Raw genomic sequence first — 25,571 nt, 5'->3', positions numbered from 1 at the left:
CTAAAAGAAGGTAAATAACCTATAAAACGTCGTTACTATACCTACATTTTTTTAATATATCGATGTCAAATATACCACCATCACCCTGAATTATTACTATCTTTTTACTACCTTTTCCTCATATCGCTTTCCCTCTTAACCACTACAAAAGTCGCGCTCCAAAACAGGGAGAGTAATAACAATTAGCACCACAAAGACACAAAACCAACAAAAAATCGAAAACACACTTGAAAAACATAAGTTTTATATTGACAAATTGTTAATGTATTAAGAGTATAGGCTGTAATGGTGGCGTAAAAGTCATTTATATCGCCGATTAGCCGACCACCATGAACAATAAATCAACACTTCGGCACAAGATTGCAACTGCACTACGTTTAATAGCGCCTGGGGAGGGCAATACAGTGAAAATCAGCAACAACGCTTTTACTTTTGGGGAGCTGAAACATAGATTTTGGCGAGTTTACGTTCCCAATCCATCGATCCAATCTACTGAAGAGACAATGGCTACCTTGGGGGGAAAACTGAAAATGAAGCGCTCAAGCCGAATTACTCAACATGCCAAGGGCTCTGCAAAGGCTATTTCCGCTTCGTTAGCTATGGCTATTGCCCTAGTAAATGCGCAGCATACAAATGCACAAGATAACTCACCCAGTGCAGATGCGAACATAGAGGAAGTGACTGTTACAGGCTCACGCATTCGTAGAAAACAACAAGAGGATTTTGCTACTCCCCTATCGTCGTACAGCAATGAAGACTTTGCTAAAAACGGCGCTAATGACATTCGCGATTTGGTGGAATTGCTACCAATTAACTCAGGCGCACAGAATAACGCAGACAACCTTACCCAAAACTTCACCGCTGGCACCAACAATATCAACCTTAGAGGTTTAGGTGTTTCCGCTACACTAGTACTGCTTAATGGTAAGCGCCAAGTACTATCGGCAGCTCAAACCAATGACGGTGCGAGCTTTGTGGATACCGCAGCGCTTGTACCTAAGCTTGCAATTGAACGAGTGGAAATCCTTAAAGACGGTGCTTCGGCCGTTTACGGCTCCGACGCTGTAGCAGGTGTCGCTAACTTTATCACACGAGATAATTTCCAAGGCGCGGAGTTCCAAGCAGAATATCGCGAAAGAGCCTCTGACGGCGACCAAAGCGACATCAATTTCGATCTGGCTGTTGGTGGAGACTTTGGCGAATCTGGACACATGTTAATAGCAGCAAGCTATCTTAAGCGCACGAGCTTAGTCGGCAATGAAGTAGACTGGATGCGAGTCGGTGATAGTAATAGCGGCTCAGGAAACCCGATGAATTTTGTCACCAGCCAGGGCGTAGTGGCAGACCCAGACTGTGAAGCTGATGGGGGAATTCTGGATGGTACTCGCTGCCGATTTGACTTTGGTCCACAAATTACACTAGTGCCGAACGAACAAAGATTGCAGGGTTTTGCACGCGCAACCTGGGATTGGGACGAAAGCACTCGTGTTTGGACAGAAATAGGTTTTGCTCGCAACGCAATTGACCGAGAAGTATCACCAAGCTTTCCTGTGCTAAGCGCAACAACCGTGCCCGCTGACCACCCTAACTTTGATCCACGCATCATATCAACGCCGGAAGAGCTGCGTCTTATTGGACGACCATATGGTGCGAACCAACCGACAGAAGTCAACTTTTATGATCACCACACAACCCGCTTTGCAATTGGAGCCGATGGCGATTTTTCTGATAGCTTACGCTGGGAGTTTTCATATGTTGCCGGTCAAAACGACCTTACAATAAACCTCAGAGACGTGAATGTAGACAATTACCAAAGGGCATTGAACGGCTTCGGTGGCAGAAATTGTCAAGCGAATGAAACGGGTGCACGAAATAATAACGACCTAGGTTGTTTTACATTCAACCCATTTGACACTCAACAACTCGCATCAACAACCCTGTCTAATGGCGACGTCGTCAGTCCTGACGGAATCTTGCGCGAATATATTATTGGTGAGTATCTTGCCGACGCTGAATCCACATTAAAAGTTGCAGAGTTTGTCATTTCAGGCGAAATGTTCGAACTCGCGGGCGGAGAAGCTGGCTTTGCTTTAGGCGTTCAGCACCGACAAGAATCATTAAAATATGTTTACGACCACGTATCTATTAACGACGGCTGGGGATTTTTGATTGGGAACCCTAACTTTGAAGGGGATACGGAAGTTAGCGCTGTTTTTGCAGAAGTCCTACTGCCATTTACCGACAGCTTTGAAGTGAGCGCTGCACTGCGCCATGAAGACTATGGCGATGGTGTCGGTTCAACAACAGACCCTAAACTGTCGGCTCTTTGGAGACCCTCAGAAGGAATATCATTGCGTTCATCAATTAGTACATCATTCAGAGCACCATCTGTTTTCCAAACTTCAGGGGTGCAAACTAACTTCAGCAACTTTACCGACGACTTTAATCTTACGCCCAATGATCCTACTGACGATGTTACTACCTTCGGTGGCGAGCGTGCCAATGGGGACCCAAACCTAGATCCAGAAACGTCAACAGCCTTTAATTTTGGTACCACACTTAACCTTAGCGACAACATTAAGCTAAGCGCTGACTACTGGCGCTTTGAATTCGAAGATGTACTTACCAAGGAAAACGCACAATCTATTGTTGCAGCGGAAAACGCCGCGCGTCTTATTGATCCAAATGATTTCGATGAGCGCATTCAGCGTAATGAAGCGGGTCTAATACAAGTAGTGAACGTTGCATTTATTAACGCCAATGAACTTGAAACTGACGGTATAGATCTTTCCCTTTACGGCACTTTCGAATCAGATGTGGGAACCTTTATTCCGTCATTAGATTTAACTTACGTCCTGTCCTATGACATCACCCAAGGAGGTGTAACAATTGATGGTGTCGGTTCACGCAATGGTACTAATGTGGGCAACCCCACCCCAGAGCTGAGAGGTAACCTAGGGCTAAACTGGTACTCAGGTGCACATAGTGCGAATATCTTTGCACGATATGTGGATAGTTACAGAAACGATGGACGAGATACCGCAACCATTGACGAATTTATTACCTTCGACGCTCAATACAGTATCGATCTCGGTGATTTTCTACGAGATGATTCGCAAACAACCCTGACTATCGGTGCCGTAAACATCACCGATGAAGATCCTCCCCACGTAAACATCTCCGGCAGCTACGATTCCCGTACACACGACCCCCGTGGCCGCCGCGTTTATGTGAGAGTAGGTACAAAGTTCTAACCCCTTTCAATAGATCATTCTTTCTTTCGGGGGGAGCGAGCCCCCCCGCTTTTTTACACTCCCATTATTTTTGAGATTGTGTCACGACCACCCCGGCTATGCACGAGCGAGAAATAGGAGCCATCAGGCATCATCAAAACGGCCTAAACACAAATAAAACGTTGATATTTTATTTGCGTTTTGGCAATATATTACTAATAGACAATTGCCTTCCAACTCCGTCCAAATCATAGTACTGAGGTTTTCCTATGAAATTAGTAACACCTAAATCCAAGTCAGACTTATGGCAGTTTTGGATAGATAGGGGAGGAACCTTTACAGACATTGTCGCCAAAACACCGGAAGGTGAGCTGAAAACCAAAAAACTATTATCAGAAAATCCCGAGGCTTATGTCGATGCAGCTTTGCATGGCGTACGCTTATTTCTGGGGATAGAAAAGGATGCACCAATCCCTTCTGAACGTGTAAAGTCGATCAAAATGGGGACGACTGTTGCCACTAATGCATTGCTAGAAAAAAAGGGCGACCCTACGCTTCTCGCAATCACCGCAGGTCTAGGAGATATTCTTGAAGTCGGTTATCAAGCAAGACCTGATACCTTCGCCATGAATATCAAAAAGCCAGAACTCATTTATGATCAAGTGATAGAAATTGCGGAACGTATACTGCCAGACGGCCGCGTAGAACTTGCATTAAATGAAGACCTAGCCCGAAAAGCACTGCAAAGCGCTTACGACCAGGGTTTACGCTCAATAGCCATAGTTTTCATGCATGCCTATAAATATCCTCAACACGAACAGTTACTGGCAGATATCGCGAAGCAAGTAGGTTTCACACAAATCTCTGTTAGCCATGAAGTAAGCCCTCTATCTAAAATAGTTTCCAGGGGCGAAACAACAGTCGTTGATGCTTACCTTACTCCAATACTGCGCCGCTACGTTGATCGTATATCCGACGCGCTCAACAATGGAGATGACGCCAAAGGTCGATTGCTATTTATGCAGTCATCTGGAGGTTTAGTGGACGCAGATAAATTTCAAGGACGCGACTCCATCCTGTCGGGTCCCGCTGGTGGAATTGTCGGCGCAGTACATACTTCAAAACTCGCAGGTTTTGATAAGATGATTGGTTTTGATATGGGAGGAACATCAACCGATGTGTCCCATTATGCTGGCGAGTTTGAGCGAACCTATGAAACAGAAGTTGCTGGCGTGCGCATGCGTGTACCCATGATGTATATTCACACTGTCGCAGCTGGCGGTGGCTCGCTTTTGACCTATGAAGATGACCGCTTCCGTGTAGGCCCCGACTCAGCCGGAGCAAATCCAGGGCCGGTGTGCTATCGACGAGGAGGAAAGCTCGCCGTTACAGATATCAACGTTTGCCTAGGCAAGATCCAACCGGAATATTTCCCCGCAATATTTGGCCCAGAACAAAACCAAACGCTAGACCGTAACGCAACCGTAGCGGCGTTCAATGAAATTAGTGCGTTAGTCGGTGATGGACGCTCAGCAGAAGACGTTGCCGAAGGTTTTCTTGAGATCGCAATTGAACATATGGCCCAAGCGATTAAACAAATATCCGTTTCGCGCGGCTACGACGTCAAAGAATATGCGCTAAATTGTTTCGGCGGTGCAGGCGGGCAACATGCGTGTCTAGTGGCAGAGCACCTAGGTATCAAAACTGTTTTATTACACCCCCTGTCGGGAGTTTTATCCGCATACGGGATGGGTTTAGCAGATATTCGTACAGAACGTCAGCAAGTAGTAGAACAAACCTTAATACCTGAAGCGGTGACACAGTCACATTCTTACGCTGCGCAAATGCTCAGACAAAATACAGAAAACCTTATTCAACAAGGAGTTTCTGAGCATGAGATCGAACACGATGCATTTGCTCTTGTGCGTTACAAAGGGACGGACACAACCATCAAAATAGCGCTGACCGATGTTATACATATGCGTGAGTCCTTCGAGTCACACCATATGCAACGCTTTGGCTTTATAGCCCCGGAAAAAGATCTAATAATTGAGACAGTCATTATGGAATCATATGGCGGTCGAGAAAACCAACAAGAAGGGCAGCGTATAGAAAAGAGCACAACGGAGCCTCCGGTGGAAGCTACCCGCAATACCTATGCAAAAGGCAAGTGGCATAAAACTCCCGTGTATAAAATTGAATCCCTGGACTATGGCCACGTATTGCATGGCCCGGCAATAGTTATCGAGCCGACAGGCACTATAGTGATTGAACAAAACTGGATTGGCAGAATGTCTGATCGATGCCATCTGATATTGGAATATCAAGAGCCCAAAAATGTCAGCATTAACTCGAAGGTAGATTTAGATCCAGTAACTCTGGAGGTATTTAATAACTTATATATGTCAATCGCCCAGCAAATGGGGATTATGCTGCAAAATACCTCGCAATCAGTCAATGTCAAAGAACGTTTAGATTTTTCATGCGCTATTTTTGATGCACAGGGTAACCTTGTGGCAAACGCACCCCATGTTCCAGTTCATTTAGGATCAATGGATTCAAGCGTTAAAGTATTAATTGATAATAATATCGATATCCGTCCTGGTGACGCGTTTGTGCACAACAACCCCTACAATGGAGGTTCTCACCTACCCGACGTAACCGTGATTTCTCCGGTGTTTGACGAAGACGAGAAATGCATTATTTTCTTTGTTGCCAGCCGCGCGCACCATGAAGATATCGGCGGAGTTGCCCCTGGTTCTATGTCTCCTACTGGTCGTACCATATACGAAGAAGGCATAATGTTCGACTGTGACAAACTGATTGATCGCAACACCTTTCTTACGGAAGATATCCGCAAAATACTGACCGATGCACGCTACCCTGCACGAAACCCTGATCAAAATATTGCCGACTTAATGGCCCAGGCTGCAGCTAATACAGCTGGCGCAGATGAGTTACGTAAGCTGGTGGTAAAATATGGTATGGAGACCGTAACGGCTTATATGCAGTATATTCAAGACAATGCCGAAGAAGCTGTGCGTAAGGTTATCTCACGGCTTAATAATGGTCATTTCACTTACACGCTCGATTCTGGCGAGCGCATTGTCGTTACTATAAATATCGACAAAGAAAAGCGCGAAGCCGAAATAGACTTCACCGGCACTGGCAAGCAATTAGAAAATAATTTTAATGCCCCGCAAGCAATTACTCGCGCTGCAGTACTTTATGTGTTTAGGTGTTTAGTTGACGATGACATACCGCTAAACGCGGGCTGTATGAAACCTATTAAAACAATCGTCCCCGAGGGCTCATTACTCAACCCTCGACCACCCGCTGCGGTTGTCGCGGGTAACGTGGAAACAAGCCAAGCATTAACTAACGCTCTTTTCGCCGCCATCGGGGCATTAGGCTCTAGTCAGGGCACCATGAATAATCTGACATTTGGCAATGAAAAGTACCAGTACTACGAGACAATTTGCTCTGGCAGCCCGGCAGGAAAGGGGTTCGATGGTGTGGCTGCAGTGCATACACATATGACCAACACACGCCTAACCGATCCAGAAATTATGGAGCAGCGATATCCAGTGTTGTTACAAGAATTTTGTATAGACCGAAATTCAGGAGGCAAAGGACAATGGAATGCCGGAGATGGTGTTAGGCGTTCTATTCGCTTTTTAGAAGATATGGAATGCTCAATTCTATCGGGACATCGCGTTGTAGCACCTTATGGTCTATATGGTGGAGAGACAGGCCGTTTGGGAGAAAACAGCTTAGTCAGAGAAAATGGGGAAACTATAGCTCTAGGTGGATGCACTCAAGTGAAAGTAGGCAATGGTGATGTTGTTACTATTTGTACGCCCACAGGAGGTGGCTTCGGTTCCCCTAAAGAACGGGATACAGAGTAAAGATATACGCGCGGTGTAGCTTGCTAAAGGAATAGCATCAATTGTGGATCAACGTTAAAAATAATTTATTAAAACAAAGATGTTATGTTATCAAAATTAAAAAATATTGGTCCTGGCGCACTTGTCGCCGCCGCATTTATTGGGCCTGGCACAGTCACCACATGCACCCTTGCAGGTGCTAACTTCGCCTATGCTTTAATCTGGGCGCTTGTATTTGCAACAGTAGCAACAATCGTTTTACAGGAAATGGCAGCTCGACTTGGTGCCATTGCAAAAATGGGGCTAGGAGAGGCACTCAATACTATTTTTGCTCAGTCGTTTTGGAAATGGCTGCTCTTTGCGTTAATCATTGTTGCAATATATCTGGGCAACGCCGCCTATCAAGCCGGAAACCTTTCCGGCGCTGCACTTGGAGTAGAAGCGGTGGTAGGTGATCACCCCTATACCTACAGTATTGCTGTCATTGTTATTTCTTTAAGTGCATCACTTTTACTTTGGCTAGGCACATACAAACACATTGAACGCATGCTCATTGCACTGGTTTCAGTGATGGCGGCCGCATTTATTTTTACATTTATTACAGTAAAGCCAGATCTTTTTGCAATAGCCAAAGCTATCGCAACTCCGCAGATTCCGTCGGGTAGCTTAATGACAGTCATCGCGCTTATTGGTACAACGATTGTTCCTTACAACCTTTTTCTCCACGCAGCTGCCGTGAAATCTCGATGGTCAGGAGAGGAAGGACTAAAAAGCGCAAGGACAGATACTACGATAGCCATAGGTGTGGGTGGGCTTATTGCGATTCTCATTGTATCAACCGCTAGTGCAACAATCTTTGGCGAGGGATTAAAAATCACCAACGCTGGAGATATGGCTAGACAACTAGAGCCCACATTTGGCATTTATTCAAGATATGTTCTGAGCATGGGCTTACTCGCTGCCGGACTCAGCAGTGCCATCACCGCTCCTCTGGCAACCGCCTATGCTATGTCAGAAATTATGCAGCTAAAAGGCGGCATCAAATCACGTGCTTTTCGTGGTATTAGCTTAAGCGTGATTTTAATCGGAGCAACAATCGCTCTTACCGGCATCAAGCCGATAACAATTATTATATCTGCACAATTTGCAAATGGTCTTCTATTACCCATTATCGCGGGATTCTTACTTTTCGTAATGAATAATCGCACTTTTTTAGGAAGACATGCCAATGGTCCCATTGCCAATATTTTTGGTGGCATCGTGCTTTTGGTTGTTACCGGGCTCGGAATCCGTTTGGTCGCCAAAGCGACCGGTTTTATATAACGCTGATGTTGAAGTCCGTGCTTATTATTTGAAGGCTATACCTAATGGTATAGCCCGAGTACTTGCAAGCATGAACCAACCTGCATGATGACACGCTTCTCTGTTCTATCTCCCTTCGGGTACTTCAACCAGTATCGAGTCTAAGTTACCCAAATCATTTCCAGTTGCCTCAATACGCAGAGTATTGGTTTTTCCGGGTTTAAGCTGAACCTGAAAATCTTGCATGCGCCATGTTGTCCAATCACCTGTAGGAGATACCTTGATGTTAGTAGATTTACCATTGACAATTAATTTACCTTTGCGGCTTTTATCTTTGCCTAACGCCCAACGTAAGCTGATAGTCGATGTGCCACCTTCACCACCCTCCACATTTAAAAACTCGATAAAGCTTCGATCTGAAAAGTTAACGAAACCATTGCCGGTGTAACCCGAATGATCGTTGTCTATATCCACATTTTTACGATTATCGGCTTCTTCGGCAGCAATATCGATGACTTGTGTATGATCCACGTACCATTCCATAAATCGTTCCTCAACCTCAAGACCGTTGTCATTAATCCATGAATAACCGTTTCGTCGTTCATAGGGCATTTCACTATAGTCAAAATAAATATTGCTATCTCTGTCGGCAAAAAAAGGCCTGTTGTCATCTAAGGTATAAAATCTTGCCCATAGATCGCGGGATCCAGGAGAGGCGACTAGACGTTTATCCTCTTTACCATTACTATTTATAAACCTCTCATGTTTCTTATCCACAATGACATTTTCGGCATACCATTGAGAGGCATAATTTATGGCATTTTTAACTTCGTTTGATGGCTTATCTATTCCCATAAGTAACGTGATAATCCCTTTAGATTCACCGCCACTCAATGACGGCAGTTCATAGCTTCTAGCTTTTGCCGGCGCTAGTGTGTCTTTATCATGTTGCGCACACCAAACGGTTAATAGGCCATTTTGAATATATTGTGTATCCAATATATTCTGTATCCCCTTTTCAAAAGCGATACCTGCTTGTTCAGCCAATGTGTCGCTAACGGTAATAGAGTAGGTATCATCTTGTTGTGAAACATGTTTTAAAATCTGCAAAGCATTTACCATAGCATGGTCGTTAAAAGTAATATGCCTGGAGTAGCCACCATTGTTAGGGTATCTTTGTGGGAAGCCACCATTATCATATTGCATTTTCAATAGGTATTTCACACCGTTGATAAATGATTCTTTAATATCAGATTTTAGATCTTCGTCTGACACACTCCGATAAACTTTCGATAAGTATTCCAGCTCCAGTTTCATGGCTTTGTTATCAATTGTGCAGCGAGAACAATCGCGATATTCTCTTTCAATTTCTCGTTTTTTATCGGAAGATAATTTTAGGTGCATATCTGTATTTTTTGGCCATCCTCCTATATCCGCTTGATAAAGTATGACATTCTTAGCGATTCTAATGGCTTCTTTAGAACCAAAGTTGTGATCCAACCCCTTGCCTTCAACAATTTCTTTCCATTCGTAATCCTCTAATTTTTTACTAAAGCTGTACTGGGAAAGTAGAAGTATAAAAAGGGCTATCATGCAATTACGAAATATACCAATCATTTTTGATCCTTTTCATTATTGGTTTAAATATAGAAATTTTGTTATATCGTGCCTAATCAATATCGATTTTTGGCTGAGGTATTGTGCTCTGATTATTTTACTTACAATATTACAAGGAATTACATCGATAGATAATTAGATGCCATGTAAACAGTTTTTATTTCGGAGAAATTATTGAAGGTTTTTGACTATAATATTAAAAAAAACGAATATTATTTTTTCTTAAAAAATAAATTTAAGCCTAGCAATATTGTTGAATAGAAAGTTTATTAATAAATGAACCTAGGGGGAGTATATTTGAAGAACACCCCATCCTTGGGGTTTGGACAATGTACTATAAAATGCACTATAAAGAGTGGCACAACATTGTTAGTAGTGATATTTACCTTTTATTCGTATACCTACTATCCAGGGTTAATTATCCGGATCACAATTGTAAGCGAAGTTAATTTTTTGACTCACCGCGAAAACCATTGGCATGGCAGATAAATACACTTGTTTATCTGGACTAATTAAAAATCTTGTTTTTAACTCTCCCAAACATTTATGCTGTTGCCCATCCACCAGATACACATCTATACGATCATCCCAGATATTGATATCTTTGATTTCAAAATTTCCGAGCGTATCATGCTCATTTGCTGCACTTAAACCAATGCTCGAAACTAGAAATGCCAAACCAATTAAAAACTTAATTTTTATAATTTTGTAGCTAGTCCTTAATTTATAAATCTAAAACCTTTGTTAACTCATTCATTTATCCACGCATAATTAAAAGTTGGGAAATTGTCATAACACCCGGCTTCTCCAAAAGACACATTTTTGCCAGACATTTGAGCCGCGAGTATAATCGACAATACAGACTCACCATTCGGCGCGGTAATACTCCACCGAAAAGACCCGTCGTTAGAGGGACAGTTACTATCACTTGTTATGGCCCCCTCTACATATGCAAAACAGGTATTGTTGTGAGTGTGGCAACCGACACGAACGACCTTTTTTGTTTGTATGCTCGCATGTGCGATACCGTGCATGCCTAAAAGAAAAACAAATAGAAATACTTTTTTCATTTTAAAATTCCATATTAACATTATTCAGTTAGCGCCGAGCCAGACCACGCACGTTAGCACGCCCTTGCTCGATGCTTGAGTAGTTGGTTAAAACCCAGTGCTAGCAGCAAAGCTAAAAAGCCCGATAACACTGTAGCCACATAGGCAATCAGCCCTGCTGTTGACATTTGGAAATACTAACGCTTCAAGCACTCGCTTTCAGGTGTTTGAAGCGTTGTACCACCCCTACTAAGGGTTAGCGAGAATGCAGAATATATCCTAGATAGCTAGCAGAGGGAAGTTTGGGGTGTGATGATAATACAGCCTGCTTGATTAAGCCAATAGCATTTGATTTGTACCCACGGGACGGGTTCTGGAAATTTACGGGGCAGATGGAGCTTGGTGTGCTGGAATTGGTAGTCGTAGTAGCCTTTGCGGACTTTAAGTGCGCGCAAAGACGCGGGTTGCAAAGTTTTATTTTTAGTTAAAAACTTTCCTGTTCCTGATAGGTGAACAGAAACGAAAAATTTTCCCTTTTAGATTATCCAAACAGCGATAATTTAGCTTTCGCACTATTATAGTACAAGTCGTAGACAGCAGGGGAATCTTTGCGTAGAAGAATTATGATTGTATTTTTATTAGGAAAATACATGTAAAAAATACCCCATCCTTGGGGCTGATATGACTAACTAAGGAGTAAAAGTAACTTCAAGTTCTGGTGAAACAGAACCTTCAGATGAGCTAAATGCAGTATCGTTACCGCCGCTTTCCATTTCTAAAATAAGTGACACAGCACCATTAGTGGCGACGGATGAGTCAAGCTCAAAACTATATTGGCTGCCATCGTTCCATGCACCACTTAAACTGCCAAGTAAGGCACCTTTAGTAGGAGCGTTACTAGCGTTCAGGTTATTTTCATTCCAGTTGTTGCCAACACCGCGGTAAACATTGATGACGCCATTACCAGGATCAGAGGCAACACTTACATTCAATTTAACATCGCTAACATTTCCACTCACACCTGCAATATTAAATTTCAGGTAAGCAACACGGCGGCCATTTTCAACGCGCAGAATATTGATGTTTTGTCTGTTACCTGATTGTAAGTAAGCGTCATCGGTGGCATTGAAGTTTAAAGTTTTAGGCTCAGCTACGGTACCAACCGTAAACTGTATGCTTTCTTCAGTGGTAGCATTGTCATTATCTGTAACAACAGCTTTTAATGTATAAGTGCCTTCAGCAAGATTTTTTAAAGCTGCGTCTTGATCTCTATCGCCCCATAAGTATGGGGTAATATTTTCCTGACGCACAAAAACATCGTTCAAAAACAGCCTTACATTGCTGACACTACCGTCTGCGTCGTTAGCATCCACGTCGACGGTTAGGTTATCTCCAACACTTAAATTCTGACCATCAAAAGGTGCGGTAAAACTCGCCGTTGGGGGAATATTATCGCCACCAGTGCCACCATCACCGGTAAATAAAACCACCCAATCTTCATTAGATGAGTTGGGCGGATTACCAAGCGCAACAGAGCCACCACTGACATTCGTTGCTGCGCCAACAAACTGGCCTGTACGTGGGTTGTACCAGCGCTTAGTATAATTTCCAGGCGCAAGGCTTAAGGTACCGCTTGGGCTGGCGTCTGGTAAGTAAACAGCATAAACTTCACCGGCTTTGAAGAATACTTGGCCGCCACCGAAAGCACCACTTTCTCCACTAAGTAGGCCATCGTTAGGTTGCATTTCCCAGAACGGTAAGTTCTTTTGCATAAAGTCGCGTGCATACCACATATAACGATACATATCTTCGCGTGTGCGGAAATCCTCGGTACGCATATCACCGCCAAGCGGTAGATTATGGTAACCAAAATACCATTCAATACTTCCTCCACTAAAATACACATCGTAAAGTACACGCTTACGTAAATCAGCTGCATTTTTATCAGTTAAACCTGAACCCGCCGGATTATTCTCATCGAGATCAATAACAAGTGGGCGACCATTATTGGCCGTACGCTGACGCATTGTTTCCGTGTACTCGTTAGCACGATCCGGGTTGTACTGGATTGAAGTCGTATCAAATCTTGCATCGCCTAGATGGGGATTATATTCGTTAATTTGGTTGGGTTTTATATGGAATGTCACCTGATGTTTTGCCCAATCCAAAGCACTAATATAATCAGCAAATGCACGTAAATTAGCATCGGAAAAATCATTTTCTTCACTTAAGTTCCATTTAATCGCCATTAGATATCCAAAACGGGCAATTAATTCACGATAATATAATTTACGTTGTACCCCTAAGTTGCCTCCATCAAACCAGTTTTCATTACCCGATTCTGTTTCCGCTAAGACAACATTTAATGCCAGACCTTTTTCTTGCGCGTGATTAAGAACAATATTCCATTGATTAAGTTTACTTATATCGTAATGAGTCTTATCAAAATTATTGTTATTGGGGCCGACAAAAGGATAGGTTTCGCGGCCATCGCCACCAAGGTTCATGGGCAGAAAATAGATTGAGTTTATATTCTCAGTACTTAAATAATTTAACGCACCGATAATAGCTCGTCCATCGAAGCCGCTGTCAGCACTAGTGAAGTCTGGATCACCAGGATTCCAATCATTAACATGAGTAGGGTAGCGGTGAATGCCATCTTGCAAACCGCTCGTCCCTGCACCCCCAGGCTGGTTTTCGGTATTATCAAAGCCAATATAACCTAGAAAGTTTTCAGGGCTATCAACACCGCCTTTAATCCAATAATCACCATCTTTAAACTTTAAATAGTGATTATTAACGTATTCTAAGCGGCCCCATTTTAAAAAACCAGGTGCATTTCTATCTAGGGCAGCTACATTAAATGAGCCCGAAGCGCCACTTAAACTTTCTGCACTACCGGCATTATCGCTTAAATCAACTGCAACATTATCGCCCTTTCTTAAAGATGCATTATAGCTCCATGCACCTTCTTGATCAGGAGAAAATCGTACGCGCCACACATTGCCACTACCATCCCCGTTGCCATTACCGTCGAAGAAACCTGGTACAGTATATTTTTGCCCACTTGGTCCGGTAAATACTACCTGTAAGCGATAATCTAAAAATGGATTAGGGCTAGTATCAGTTTCGCTGGCAGTAGGGCCATCAAAACTTACGGTTACCGGATGCCATTTAGTCAAAGTACCTGTTACTTCTCCAGCATTAGCGATGTTCGCACACAAGCCCAGTGAACAAGCAATAATAGCTCGTCGTATATATTTCATAGGCATAGGAATTCCTATTACTTGTTGCTTTGTTTTCATTACAAATAACCTTTAATCATTGATAGTGTGGGAGTATTTACTAGGATTTGTTAACACTAATTTAATTACTCCTGTCGCACCTACAACACACCATTTGTCGTTGTTCGTCGCTTATTTTTCCAGTACTCTGCGTTGCTGCTTGACCTTTTGGAATAACCAAATATCACTCACAGCGCCTAAAATACAAAAAAAACACACCAGCAGATGCTATTAAATTAGTGTTAACAGGCCCTAGGTAAGTGATGTTTTTAATAAACCAGAATATTTTTAATATTTGTTTTTTAATTTACTAAAGCAAGGCTGCTAAGATAGTTGATAGAAAAATTGCAATCCCAGAACAAAATCACAAATATTCAGAGGTCGAGATAAAGTTTTCGTTAAAATTTCTAGTTAACAATAAGAAGGCACACTTAAAAATGAATAATACGATAATAATTTATTTTCTCTATTCTCATTTTATCTGATTCGGCTTATTGAAAATTAATTTCGTATTTCACTTTTATTAACTTTAGATTAATGAAACACTTTTAAATTATCAAAGATATTACAAATACAATTTAAAGCGCTAACAGTAACTTTATTACCAATTATATTCTTGTAACAAAAATAGTGTCGCTCAACATCTTTTTATTAAGCGCTTTAAATAAAGTTGTGATCATAGAAAAGCCATTTTTATTTTTATAGCAAAAGAAAAGTGTAAGTATCTAGGATTAATGCAAAACATTAAAAATAACATGAATAAATGATTGAACGGCATTTAAGAAAGCAGAATTTCAGTAAAAAAGTTTTATCAGCCTACAGCATTCAAATTTGAATCGATTATTCCATAAAGGTTTTAAAATAATATTTCGAAGCCGATTTCCAAAAATAGTAAAATTCCGAATAGTGACATTAGACTTAAAGGTAGAGAAGGTACTAACCAAATACACAAGAAGGCCACTTTTTTAAATCGAGAGTACGATGTTATACTCAATGCATGAACACTCTTGTAACCAAGAAAGCATATTATTGGCAAAAACCAGAAAACAACAGCTGTTGATCTCGCGGCACCATCCATCCCGACGCTATTAATACTAGCTAGCGCAAGAATGGCCATAAATTGAGCCCCAATTGGAGATAGTATCCATCCCCACGAGATCTCATCTTGTCGCTCGGGATCATTGTTCATTATGCTTCGCCTCAATATTCACTTATAACAAAGAATAGATAAGATTTTGGCTGCCAGTCATTTTTCCTCGCTATTAGGCTCACCCATTAAAATCTGAGCCTTCTAAATAAACCCCAAATACTTTGCTGCCTAGCGTTATCATTTATATCTTGACATTTAGCCACACAACTAATACAGTAATTTCTGTAAAAACAGAAATTACTGAAAAATACAGATATGCAACTAACACCATTAATGCAACGCTACGTCCTACATTGGGGCGAAATGGGTACTCGTTGGGGAGTCAATCGAACAGTCGCTCAGATACATGCACTATTGTATTTAGCGCCCGAGCCGCTGACAGCTGAAACTATCGCCAATACCTTGAATGTCGCACGTTCCAACGTAAGTACGAGTATACGTGAATTGCAAAGTTGGAGCTTGATACGAACCGAACACATCCTGGGTGACAGGCGAGATCATTTTACCGTGCAAGGCGACACTTGGGATATGCTACTGACCATTGTTGAGGAACGCAAAAAGCGCGAAATTGAGCCGACACTAACTCTACTCAGGCAGTGTGTATTAGAGATGGAAGAGGGTAGCGATGCAACCCCGGGCGAAGTTAAAGAGAAAATAAGTACCATGCTCGCCTTTGTCACCAACCTTTCGGACTGGTTCGATCAAGTAAAACAGCTACCTAAAGGTAAATTAGCTAAATTGATGAAAATGGGCGCGACAATCGCTAAGTTGATTCCACAAAAGAAAAAGAAAGACTAAAAATTTTAACTCTAAATTTCTGTATTAACAGAAATATCTGAAATTAAAGGAATAATACGATGATAGGTAAGCTAAATCGAGTCGATAAAGACGTAGCAAGTGGGCAGACAACTCAGGATCTACCCGCGCATAAACTCCCCAACAAAATACAACCGCTACATTACGCAGACTTGCTAGGAAAAGGTGCCTGGCTGCGCCTTCATCCAGCTATTCGCCGACGTTTTTCTCAAGACCAAAACGCCACTTACTATGGCAATATGAAGAAGGTCTACCTATCTTCTATAGGGAAAATACTAGCACAGCTATGCCGTTTACTTGGAACCCCTCTGGCCCTCTATAGCGCTAACAACGTTCCAACAGTAGTTAACGTTTTTCATAATCCTAAACTCGGTGGCTATACTTGGGAACGACTATACAAATTTCCCAATAAGGTTAATCGGGTGACTTCCACCAAGTGCCTGACAAACGACCCAGGCCTAATAGAAGTACTGGGCCGAGGCGTTGGTATGACTCTCAAAACAACGGAAGATAAGGGCCGTATATATTTTAGTAGCGTAGGATTTTTCTGGCGTATCCTAAATAGGCATATCCCATTACCACATGTATTTTCCGCTGTAGTCTGCCAAACAGCTTTGGACGATAAACACTTTACTTTCGAGCTTAATATTACACACCCAATTTTCGGCGTTATTGCCTATCAGTATGGAGAATTTTCAGAACAGGAATAGCGTCATAATAATCAAATGTATTGAAGTTAAATCATTCTCAATTTAACGTGTTTGCTTGTGATCATCATTGTCGACTTTTGCCTCCCGCAATCGGTCACGATACTTAGCACGTGCTAGCGCTTGCATATCCTCAACAGTGTCACGCTCATCGACTATTTCACGGCCCAGTATAGTTTCAATTGCGTCTTCAAGAGTAACGACACCGGCGGCCTGCCCGAATTCGTCTTCCACTAAGAATAGATGCGCTCTTTGTTTAATAAATAAATCTAATAACTTTTGCACAGGCAATTTTTCTGAGACACGAAAAACAGGTTTGGCTAAATCACCAATTGGCATATCACCCTTACCATCGCGCTCGGCCTCAAATAATTCGGCGAGGATGACTTTACCTTTAATATTATCTCTGTCACCTCCGAAGATGGGTATGCGAGTAAATTGCCTTGTTTTTGGCTCATTCAAAGCTTCAGTAATCGTCGTGGATTCGCTCAGCATATGCACCACTGTGCGCGGCGTGAAGATTTTCTCAGTGTTAACATCATGCAAACTCAGTAGATTAGAAAGGTACTCATTTTCTTGCGAGAATAATATTCCATCTCTATGACCGATAGATGCCAATGCAATAATTTCATCACGAGTAATTTCATCTCCCCTGTTTTTACTAAATAGCTTGGTTAATCGTGTCGAAATCCAAACTAGCGGATACACAAGTTTAACTAACCAAGAGATGATATAACCAGATGGAATCGCAAGTTGTCGCCAGAAAGTGGCACCTAAGGTTTTGGGTATAATTTCAGAAAAATAGAGAATGGCTAATGTGAGCAACACGGCAATAAACGTTTCCCACTCCTTACCAAAAACTTGTAATGCTTGCGAACCAACTCCTGCAGCACCCATTGTGTGAGCAAAAGTATTCAAGATAAGGATACTAGAAAGAGATTCATCCAGGCATTCTTTGACTTTGGCTAGTTTTGCCCCAAGCATAGGCCTATTCGCCTGAATTCTCTCCACATAACTAGGTGTAACCGAGAGCAATACCGCTTCGAGAATTGAACAAAGAAATGAGATGCCAATAGCTATCGTCAAATAGAGTAGCAAAAGTGTCATTTGTATTAACCTTAAATACCTGTCTGTAGCACTTTAGCATTTTCAATTTGGTAATTCTTGTGCTTTCTTTAGGTCAATTTGGGTCTGTAATGCAATGTAATACTCCCGCCGGGTTTTAACCAGTAGGATCAGATTTCCGAGATTGAGCATGTTATTTACACCAATCTGACGATGGATCTCACCCTATGATTAGCGATGTACTAACATCTTTAAACGGCGACACTTATGTCTGCACGCATACCTATATCGGCCGACCTTATTGTGAGCCTCTGGATTTTTACAATCATGCAGTAGCACACTACTTCTTGGGCAGCTTGTTCTCCTGCGAGTCGCCAACATCACGTAATCAATGGCAGTTTATTGCTGCCCAATGCAATGACTACAGTGACTGGCACCAGCAAAACCCAAATTTAGAGGCAGATATTTTCATCGCCGACCAGCTTGTTCAAGGCAAGCTTTCTATTTTCAAATTACAGCACCCTAAGACTCTCAGCCCAGAATACAACGAGTTGTTCAGTGTGGAGAGCAGCAGTAGCCGCTGGTATCACTTTCGTGACCCTACGGCCTTATTAGTTAAAACTAATAGTGTTACATGTCAGTTTGCAACAACACGACAAGCGCTTAAGTTACTTGATAAGTTATGCCTATCGACTAGGCAAATAGAAGCGATTACCAGTGAGTTTTTCTTGTATGATAACGATTGCAATGAGATAGACGCCATCTTAACAGCATTGGTTGATCAGAGGATTATCATCCTTACAGATAATCATATGAGAACTCTGCACTCAGCCAAGAGCCATTCACCTATTATTGATATTCCTACGGCGATAGAAACTAGTGAGCAAGAGAAGACGCTATAGGCTGACTCAATGGTAAATACTTCGAAAATACAAAAACCACATAGAAATTTGGTAATTACTTTATTACATGCTCTTTTTTCACGTGTATATGAGAATAACGCTTTTTTGTACATGATTTTAAATACCGCAAGAGATCAAAGGATTTATCCGATGTTGCTCACATCAGGCAGTAACTACTACTGCTTATTTGAGGAAACGAAAAAGGATACAGCGCTATACCTTGTTAGAATAAAACCTACGGACCCATTTTTTCTATGGTGCTGCGATCTAGGTTTGACTCAAGACTGGATGGTTTTTTTTACATCGATAGAAAAAAGCCTAAAATATTTAGGCTTGTATTTTAAAAATAGCTTACTTACCGATGATCCACATAATTGGAAAAGAAACGTTCACTATTACGATGCTCGTGTTCTACCTGCCTACTTACAAACCTGCAATTTCCATGAAAGAAAAACTATATTTAAAGTCATAATAAAATTCTGGGTTCCACAACAAGATAGCATCAACTCTTTTAATATTACCCAGTTTAATGCTGACGGGAGCACTGAGAGTCTACTTGTTGATAAAAAAATATCAAAAAAATTTCCTCTTTAAGATCTTTTTGACCAAGTATCAATACCAGCGTAACAATACAATTAATCACAGACAGAATCCGGCATGAATAAAAAAATTGCAGGTCAAATAAACAGCTATCTACCCTTTTCAAAGTCTCCTATTTGGAAGATGAAAAGACCGTGTTTTAACGACGATAACATAGATTCATGGACACACGCACATATCAGCCATGGAGAAATTGCTCGTCATTATGCTGAGATAGCAATCGCATTTTGGCGAGACTTAAAAAGCAAAAATTTATATACAAAGCAAGCGTTGTATATTATCGATTTATATCCTGGTACAGGCAGATTTACCTATCACTTTCTATTTAATTTTTTTAAACAGTTCGATGCCATCCGCGAGCCGAGTGACCAAGTATGTTATGTGATGACTGATGCAACAGGTGAGAATATTGACAGCTGGCGGCGTCATGAAAAATTTTCAAGCTATATAAAGCAAGGGCGTTTAGATTTTGCAAACTATGATGTAGAAAAAGACCATATACTAGAATTAACGGAAAAAAATATTAGTTTGGAATACGGAAGCTTGACACTCCCACCGATTATCATTGCTAATGATTTTTTAAATATGTTACCTCAAGATTTATTCTATCTTGAGAAAGAAGAAATATATGAAGGTTGGCTATCACTACAACCGAAGGAAAACTATCATCTTTCAGACGCTGAAAACCCTTTCACAAGGCTTACCCTCAGCTACCAAAAGCGATTATTTCAGGAACCGAATAAGTGGTCAAAAAAATGGACCGAACTCGTTCAACATTACGCTAAAACACTACCTGCTTGCAGTATTTTATTCCCAAGTTATGCACTTAATGTCTTCGATTCACTTAAAAAGCTACATGGTGAAGAGATGCTATTGCTCAGCGCTGATCGAGGTTCAAGTCAGTTGCAAGCTTTCAACTTACCCCAAAAGCCACATATCAAAGCGAACGGACGTTTTTCTCAGCCAGTTAATTATCACGCAATGAGTCAAGTTATTCGTATGAGTAATGGTAAAGCATGGCAAAGTCAATGTCAGGAAGGTTTGTCGACAATAGCAGCAATTTATAGTGCTTCGGAGCACTGGCCGCAAACACAAATAACGGCACAGTCGATCTTAGCCCACTTTAACTCCAATGATATTTATCAATTGACTGCTTCTTTAGAAGAGATTGCAGGTAGCCTTACACGAGAACAAATGCTTACATATCTACGATTAAGTCATTGGAATACAAGCATATTTTATGTGTTTTTACCCTATATACAGTTACTGGGTTTATCTAAAGCTGAACACGATAATTGGGAGAAGGCTTTAAATCAGTTGTGGCTAAATCATTTACCTGTCGGCGAACAATATAATTTAGCTTACGACCTTGGTCTTCTAGCTACCAAAATGCACCGCTGGCAGTATGCAATCTCACTCTTACAAGAATCTACTCGCTACCACAACACACATAGCCCGAGCCACTACAACCTCGGGCTTGCCCACTGGCAACTTGGTCAATACCAGCAAGCAGAAAGTGAGTTACGTAAAGCCTTGGCTTATCGCAAAGAGGAACACCGCTTATCTAAGAGCCGAAATATCCCATGGGACAAACAAAACCTCAATATTGAGGAGCAACTAATCAACTTGATGGCGTGGAAGAATCACTGTAACGCTTTGTTAAAATCCGACACATTAATACTTAATACGTTAAGTCATCGTAGATCCAACAAAATATATATAACATTATTGGGCCAACATCATGCTGAGGCCCTCTATGCACAGCAACGGGATACAGTGCTGGCAGAACAGGTGGGTATTGAAGTACTCACGAAACTTAGTCAAGCACGCCAATGGATTGAAGATGTGTATAACAGTCAAAAATTACCTCTGGCTATAATCGATCCCCAATATGGTTTAGTTGGCCTAATAGTACTTGAAAAACCGTTAAAGCCTACCTATAGACAAGAAGTTGAATTACATTCAACAAAAAACCCTACAAATACTGCGCGTTTTTATTACTGGGTTGGATCCCAGTATCAAAATAAGGGATATGCCACGCAAGCCCTAGAAATATTGCATCAGTTTGCTGCTAAGCAGGACATCACTCATCTATTTAGTACCATTGACATAAATAATCATGCCTCTCAACGAGTAGCAAAAAAGTTGGGTTATAAAAAACTTGATTTTGAATTTAAAAGACCTTGGCTAAACAACCAAAACTTGACGTATTACCAAAAAGTTTTATCTACGAATTATGTTGATAGTGAGGCAGAACGTTATCGTACTCTCAGTGTTTATCTGAAGGACTTCTCCATAGATTTAGAGCTAAAGCCTAGAATCGACTCTATAGCTAAAGTGGAGCTAACAGACTCAGAAACTCTAAAAACAAATGTGATAGCTATAAAGGACGCCAGTATTGAGAAAAACAAAAAATAGCAATATGAGAGGCCATATCAGCTTCTACTTTATGTAAGCTTTATTAGTAGTAAAAAATTTAATTATTTATAGAAAAACAAAAATGTATTCACAAGTGTAATAAGCGTTTAGATCAATATAGGCTCATTACCACTATAAAGTCCCCCTTACTTACCAGCGAAACCAAGAGATTCAATGGTTTAGCAGCATATCACGGTACCCAAGCAAAGCCCTTTCTATCTTACCCAGACTTATTGTAATTCGTGTATAGCATAATTTGTGCCGCTTATTTCATAATAATTAATTAGTAAAATTCGCAAGAAAGGCGAAATATATTATCCTATTATTTGTATAGGGTATTAGTACTCAACAAACTTTGAAACAAATAAGTCAGTCAACCTTTCAACGATACTCCAATCTTTATGGAAAACGCATTTACTGAAAAAGTACTTATTGTCGAGGACAGCAAGTCTTTTTCTTCAATATTAAAAAGCCTAATTGTACAAGCACATGGTTTTGAATGTGACATTGCTGAAAGTATGGCGTGTACAAAAGAGATTCTGAAGGATAAATCACAGGAATATTTTGTCGCCATTGTCGACTATCATCTACCGGATGCACCAAATGGGGAAGCCATTGACCAGGTCATTAACTACAATATTCCCTCAATTATTTTTACAGGTTCATCTGACAACAGCTTAAGCCAAACCTTATGGCAAAAGGGCATCGCTGATTATGCACATAAGAACGGTGTTCACAATCTTGAACATGTGGTATGGATGATTAAGCGGATTTATGTCAACCGCAACTCAGAGATATTGGTTATCGATAATAATAAAGAATCATGCGATACCATAGTTTCTCTTTTAAAGAGGCAAAACTTCATCACCCATTGCGTCGATACCGCAAAAAGTGCTTTAGATATTCTTAAGAAAAATGAAAATATTCATCTGGCTATTATAGATGACAACCTAGACGATATGAGTGGCTTGGAGTTGGCAGCTACCGTGAGAGAAGCATGCCCACGGGCCATCATGGAAATAATTGGTATTTCAGATAAAGAAGGCAGAGAATTTTCCGCAAAATTTATTAAATCCGGTGCTAGTGATTTTGTCTCCAAGCCCCTCATTCCTGAGGAGTTCTTATGCCGAGTTAATACTGGTATTGAACGTATCGATGCATATTTTGAACTCGACAAACTGAACAAAGTAAAAAACCAATTCTTAGGAGCAGCGTCGCATGATATTCGCGGCCCCCTTGGCTCAATAAAAACTGCAGCAGAATTCCTATTAAAGCGCTCGCCTTCACCTGAACGTTCTGAAAAACTGTTAAATATGATTCTCAGTAGCAGTAGCGATCTCTTAGAATTATTGGAAACCTTGTTAGATATCACCGTTATTGAAAGCGGCGTCCCTCAACTCAACATACAATGTGTCGATCCAGCCAAAATACTCACTGAGCGACTTGAGCTATATCAAGCGGAAGCTAGCTCAAAAAACATTACTGTTGAGCGAGATATAAGTGACTGTCCAGAAGCAGATCTAGATCCTCTAAAAATAAAACAAGTATTTGATAATATCATTACCAATGCTATTAAGTATTCTCAACAAAACAGCACTATCTTTCTCAAGTTGAGTGATGAGAAAGATTTTTTCAGAGTATCGATGCAAGATGCAGGTCCTGGAATCTCAGAACAAGAACAAAAACAGCTCTTTAAAGCTTTTTCTGTATTAAGTACAAAAGCTACAGGAGGAGAGAAAAAAACCGGCTTAGGCTTAGCCATTACCAAAAGCATTGTGGATGCTCACGATGGCAAAATTTATTATGTCCATAATTCTAAACAGCATTCTACATTTTTTGTTGAAATGCCTTATAAACTTAAAACATAAACATCAAAGGGCTTTTAGGTAAAATAATTATAACACTGCTAGATGCACACAGAACTAGCGCGCCATCCACACGTCGCGACACCACAGCCAAAAATCGTCCCATTTATTTTCCAACATTCCATTAGATGACCAAAACGACACTTTGCCATCTTCGGCAATACATGCATAACCACCGTCATATTCAGCGATAGGAATGTATTCCCGCGGCATTCCCATACTCCATGCTTGAGCAGCCACTTCGGGTAAGTGAGTGTGTGACCTAGGGTCTGCGGCGGTCACAGGTTCAATTGAGCCGTAAATAATATCACTGGCTTCTAACAAAAATACCCTCAATGCGTGGGGTAGGGAGATTAATATTTCTTCTTCAATAAGTACAAGATCATCTTCCGTCGGCAGCTCAAGGGCAACACTGACGTCTTCACTTAACTCACGTAGCTCTTCTAGTATCTCTTCCACAATGATTAATCTCGAAAATTATTAAATTGAAACGGCTGACCAAGCCCAGCTTCTTTTACCAGACTCATAACGGCTTGCAGGTCGTCGCGCTTTTTGCCTGTAACACGGATTTTTTCACCTTGAATTGCTGTTTGTACTTTAAGCTTACTATCTTTGACGAGCTTGATAATTTTTTTAGATAAAGGCTGATCAATACCCTGCTTAAAAGTAACAGTGATGCTAAATGTCTTACCTGAGTGAATGGGGTCGGATGTTTCAAGACAGTTGGCATCCACGTTGCGTTTGACTAGCTTACTGCGCAAAATATCAAGCATCTGCTCAAGCTGAAAATCAGCTTCTGCCGATAGGGTTGTTTCATCTTTCGTCCATTTGAAGCTAGCATCTACACCACGAAAATCGTAGCGAGTGTCTAGCTCTCTTGAGGAGTTCTCAACAGCATTGCGCACTTCTTCATTATTTATTTCAGACACGATATCAAATGAGGGCATGACGTCACCTTGTATATTGATCAAATTTCGAGGTGCATTTTAGTCAATCATTTGACGCTGTCAAAGAATCTGAACCTATTCACACATGGCCGTACTCATTCGTTAACAAAATGACACAAAAAAAACAGATACGCCATTAAAAAATGGTCTATGCTGATATATCTGTATAAGCCTTAATAAGGTAAGGGTATTGATTCATATTTGATTTATACATATAAAAAACTCGTCAATATAGTGGAAAATAATTCATGATGAATCTAAGGTCTAGCTGGATGTGAACTAATTGGTTAGTGGTAAGTGAATATTTACAGGATCAGGATTCATCCTGTTAACAAAGATGATATGTGGTAAAAATAGTCATGGCAAAATCTGAAGAAACAGCTCCATTTATTATTAAACAACTTGAAGAAGCACTTGAAGAAAGACAAACACCAGATAGGAGAAAAGGAGACATACCATTTGAAGGGGATATTGCTCAAGATAGAAGAAAAAGTGATCGACGAAGCTCATCACAAGCCTCGCACTAGTTACAATAAGTATTACAATACAATCAACTAACCGCTGCAGGATGCGCTGGCAACTTACTCATAATTCATCATATTTGAAAGAAAAATAGATTGCAGCACCTGTTCACACTTTACATATACAACTTCAGCCAGCTGAGGCTGAGATTGTATATGTATCATTTTTAGATCGTTGAGGAAGGGAAAAGAGTCGAACGCTACGACT

General features: G+C 41.0%; 18 protein-coding genes. 10 read left to right on the top strand and 8 right to left on the bottom strand.

Annotated features, from left to right (window positions below; translation table 11 throughout):
• Positions 1 to 329 precede the first annotated feature (329 nt).
• From BVC89_RS00545 to BVC89_RS00535, 3 genes are all read left to right on the top strand, one after another.
• Positions 330 to 3,254, top strand: a complete 2,925-nt coding sequence (locus BVC89_RS00545) for a TonB-dependent receptor domain-containing protein (protein WP_086929358.1) — start codon at positions 330 to 332, stop codon at positions 3,252 to 3,254.
• A 248-nt stretch (positions 3,255 to 3,502) separates the two neighbouring features.
• Positions 3,503 to 7,141 (top strand): hydantoinase B/oxoprolinase family protein, encoded by a 3,639-nt coding sequence (locus BVC89_RS00540; RefSeq protein ID WP_086929357.1) that lies wholly within the window; start codon positions 3,503 to 3,505, stop codon positions 7,139 to 7,141.
• Positions 7,142 to 7,225: 84 nt separating this feature from the next.
• On the top strand, positions 7,226 to 8,443 hold the full coding sequence (locus BVC89_RS00535) for an Nramp family divalent metal transporter (RefSeq protein ID WP_086929356.1): 1,218 nt from the start codon (positions 7,226 to 7,228) through the stop codon (positions 8,441 to 8,443).
• A 105-nt stretch (positions 8,444 to 8,548) separates the two neighbouring features.
• On the opposite strand, the gene pelA is transcribed toward BVC89_RS00535, so the two are convergent.
• From pelA to BVC89_RS00510, 5 genes are all read right to left on the bottom strand, one after another.
• The gene (gene pelA, locus BVC89_RS00530; RefSeq protein ID WP_086929355.1) at positions 8,549 to 10,039 is read right to left on the bottom strand and encodes a pectate lyase; all 1,491 of its coding nucleotides are present in this window, start codon (positions 10,037 to 10,039) and stop codon (positions 8,549 to 8,551) included.
• 414 nt (positions 10,040 to 10,453) lie between these two features.
• Positions 10,454 to 10,717, bottom strand: a complete 264-nt coding sequence (locus BVC89_RS00525; RefSeq protein WP_086929354.1) for a hypothetical protein — start codon at positions 10,715 to 10,717, stop codon at positions 10,454 to 10,456.
• A 71-nt stretch (positions 10,718 to 10,788) separates the two neighbouring features.
• Positions 10,789 to 11,109, bottom strand: a complete 321-nt coding sequence (locus tag BVC89_RS00520; protein ID WP_086929353.1) for a hypothetical protein — start codon at positions 11,107 to 11,109, stop codon at positions 10,789 to 10,791.
• A gap of 668 nt (positions 11,110 to 11,777) precedes the next feature.
• Positions 11,778 to 14,393, bottom strand: a complete 2,616-nt coding sequence (locus tag BVC89_RS00515) for a DUF5060 domain-containing protein (RefSeq protein ID WP_086929352.1) — start codon at positions 14,391 to 14,393, stop codon at positions 11,778 to 11,780.
• Positions 14,394 to 15,228: 835 nt separating this feature from the next.
• The gene (locus BVC89_RS00510; RefSeq protein ID WP_086929351.1) at positions 15,229 to 15,561 is read right to left on the bottom strand and encodes a hypothetical protein; all 333 of its coding nucleotides are present in this window, start codon (positions 15,559 to 15,561) and stop codon (positions 15,229 to 15,231) included.
• Between the two features lie 216 nt (positions 15,562 to 15,777).
• On the opposite strand from BVC89_RS00510, the gene BVC89_RS00505 reads away from it, so the two are divergent.
• Together BVC89_RS00505 and BVC89_RS00500 are read left to right on the top strand one after the other, a co-directional pair.
• Positions 15,778 to 16,320 (top strand): GbsR/MarR family transcriptional regulator, encoded by a 543-nt coding sequence (locus BVC89_RS00505; RefSeq protein WP_086929350.1) that lies wholly within the window; start codon positions 15,778 to 15,780, stop codon positions 16,318 to 16,320.
• Between the two features lie 59 nt (positions 16,321 to 16,379).
• Positions 16,380 to 17,048: a DUF4166 domain-containing protein gene (locus tag BVC89_RS00500; protein ID WP_086929349.1), complete on the top strand. Its 669-nt coding sequence runs from the start codon at positions 16,380 to 16,382 to the stop codon at positions 17,046 to 17,048.
• 42 nt (positions 17,049 to 17,090) lie between these two features.
• Here BVC89_RS00500 and BVC89_RS00495 read toward each other — a convergent pair whose 3' ends face one another.
• Positions 17,091 to 18,152: a CNNM domain-containing protein gene (locus BVC89_RS00495; RefSeq protein WP_086929348.1), complete on the bottom strand. Its 1,062-nt coding sequence runs from the start codon at positions 18,150 to 18,152 to the stop codon at positions 17,091 to 17,093.
• A gap of 185 nt (positions 18,153 to 18,337) precedes the next feature.
• On the opposite strand from BVC89_RS00495, the gene BVC89_RS00490 reads away from it, so the two are divergent.
• From BVC89_RS00490 to BVC89_RS00475, 4 genes are all read left to right on the top strand, one after another.
• The gene (locus BVC89_RS00490) at positions 18,338 to 19,012 is read left to right on the top strand and encodes a hypothetical protein (RefSeq protein ID WP_086929347.1); all 675 of its coding nucleotides are present in this window, start codon (positions 18,338 to 18,340) and stop codon (positions 19,010 to 19,012) included.
• 9 nt (positions 19,013 to 19,021) lie between these two features.
• Positions 19,022 to 19,606, top strand: coding sequence for a DUF4123 domain-containing protein (locus tag BVC89_RS00485; protein WP_086929346.1), 585 nt, complete (start codon positions 19,022 to 19,024; stop codon positions 19,604 to 19,606).
• Between the two features lie 63 nt (positions 19,607 to 19,669).
• Complete coding sequence (locus tag BVC89_RS00480) at positions 19,670 to 22,030, top strand: GNAT family N-acetyltransferase (protein WP_086929345.1); 2,361 nt, start codon at positions 19,670 to 19,672, stop codon at positions 22,028 to 22,030.
• A gap of 401 nt (positions 22,031 to 22,431) precedes the next feature.
• A complete protein-coding gene (locus BVC89_RS00475) occupies positions 22,432 to 23,898 on the top strand; it encodes a response regulator (protein ID WP_086929344.1) in 1,467 nt (488 codons plus the stop codon).
• A gap of 54 nt (positions 23,899 to 23,952) precedes the next feature.
• Here BVC89_RS00475 and BVC89_RS00470 read toward each other — a convergent pair whose 3' ends face one another.
• Together BVC89_RS00470 and BVC89_RS00465 are read right to left on the bottom strand one after the other, a co-directional pair.
• The gene (locus BVC89_RS00470) at positions 23,953 to 24,354 is read right to left on the bottom strand and encodes an SMI1/KNR4 family protein (protein ID WP_086929343.1); all 402 of its coding nucleotides are present in this window, start codon (positions 24,352 to 24,354) and stop codon (positions 23,953 to 23,955) included.
• Between the two features lie 5 nt (positions 24,355 to 24,359).
• Positions 24,360 to 24,842, bottom strand: a complete 483-nt coding sequence (locus BVC89_RS00465; RefSeq protein WP_086929342.1) for a YajQ family cyclic di-GMP-binding protein — start codon at positions 24,840 to 24,842, stop codon at positions 24,360 to 24,362.
• 359 nt (positions 24,843 to 25,201) lie between these two features.
• On the opposite strand from BVC89_RS00465, the gene BVC89_RS29475 reads away from it, so the two are divergent.
• On the top strand, positions 25,202 to 25,369 hold the full coding sequence (locus BVC89_RS29475; protein ID WP_158657726.1) for a hypothetical protein: 168 nt from the start codon (positions 25,202 to 25,204) through the stop codon (positions 25,367 to 25,369).
• Positions 25,370 to 25,571 lie beyond the last annotated feature (202 nt).

The sequence above is a fragment of the Agarilytica rhodophyticola genome, from assembly GCF_002157225.2.
Classification (GTDB): Bacteria; Pseudomonadota; Gammaproteobacteria; order Pseudomonadales; family Cellvibrionaceae; genus Agarilytica; species Agarilytica rhodophyticola.
The sequence above is the reverse complement of the archived record's forward strand: the minus strand, read 5'-3'. Positions and strand labels throughout refer to the sequence as shown.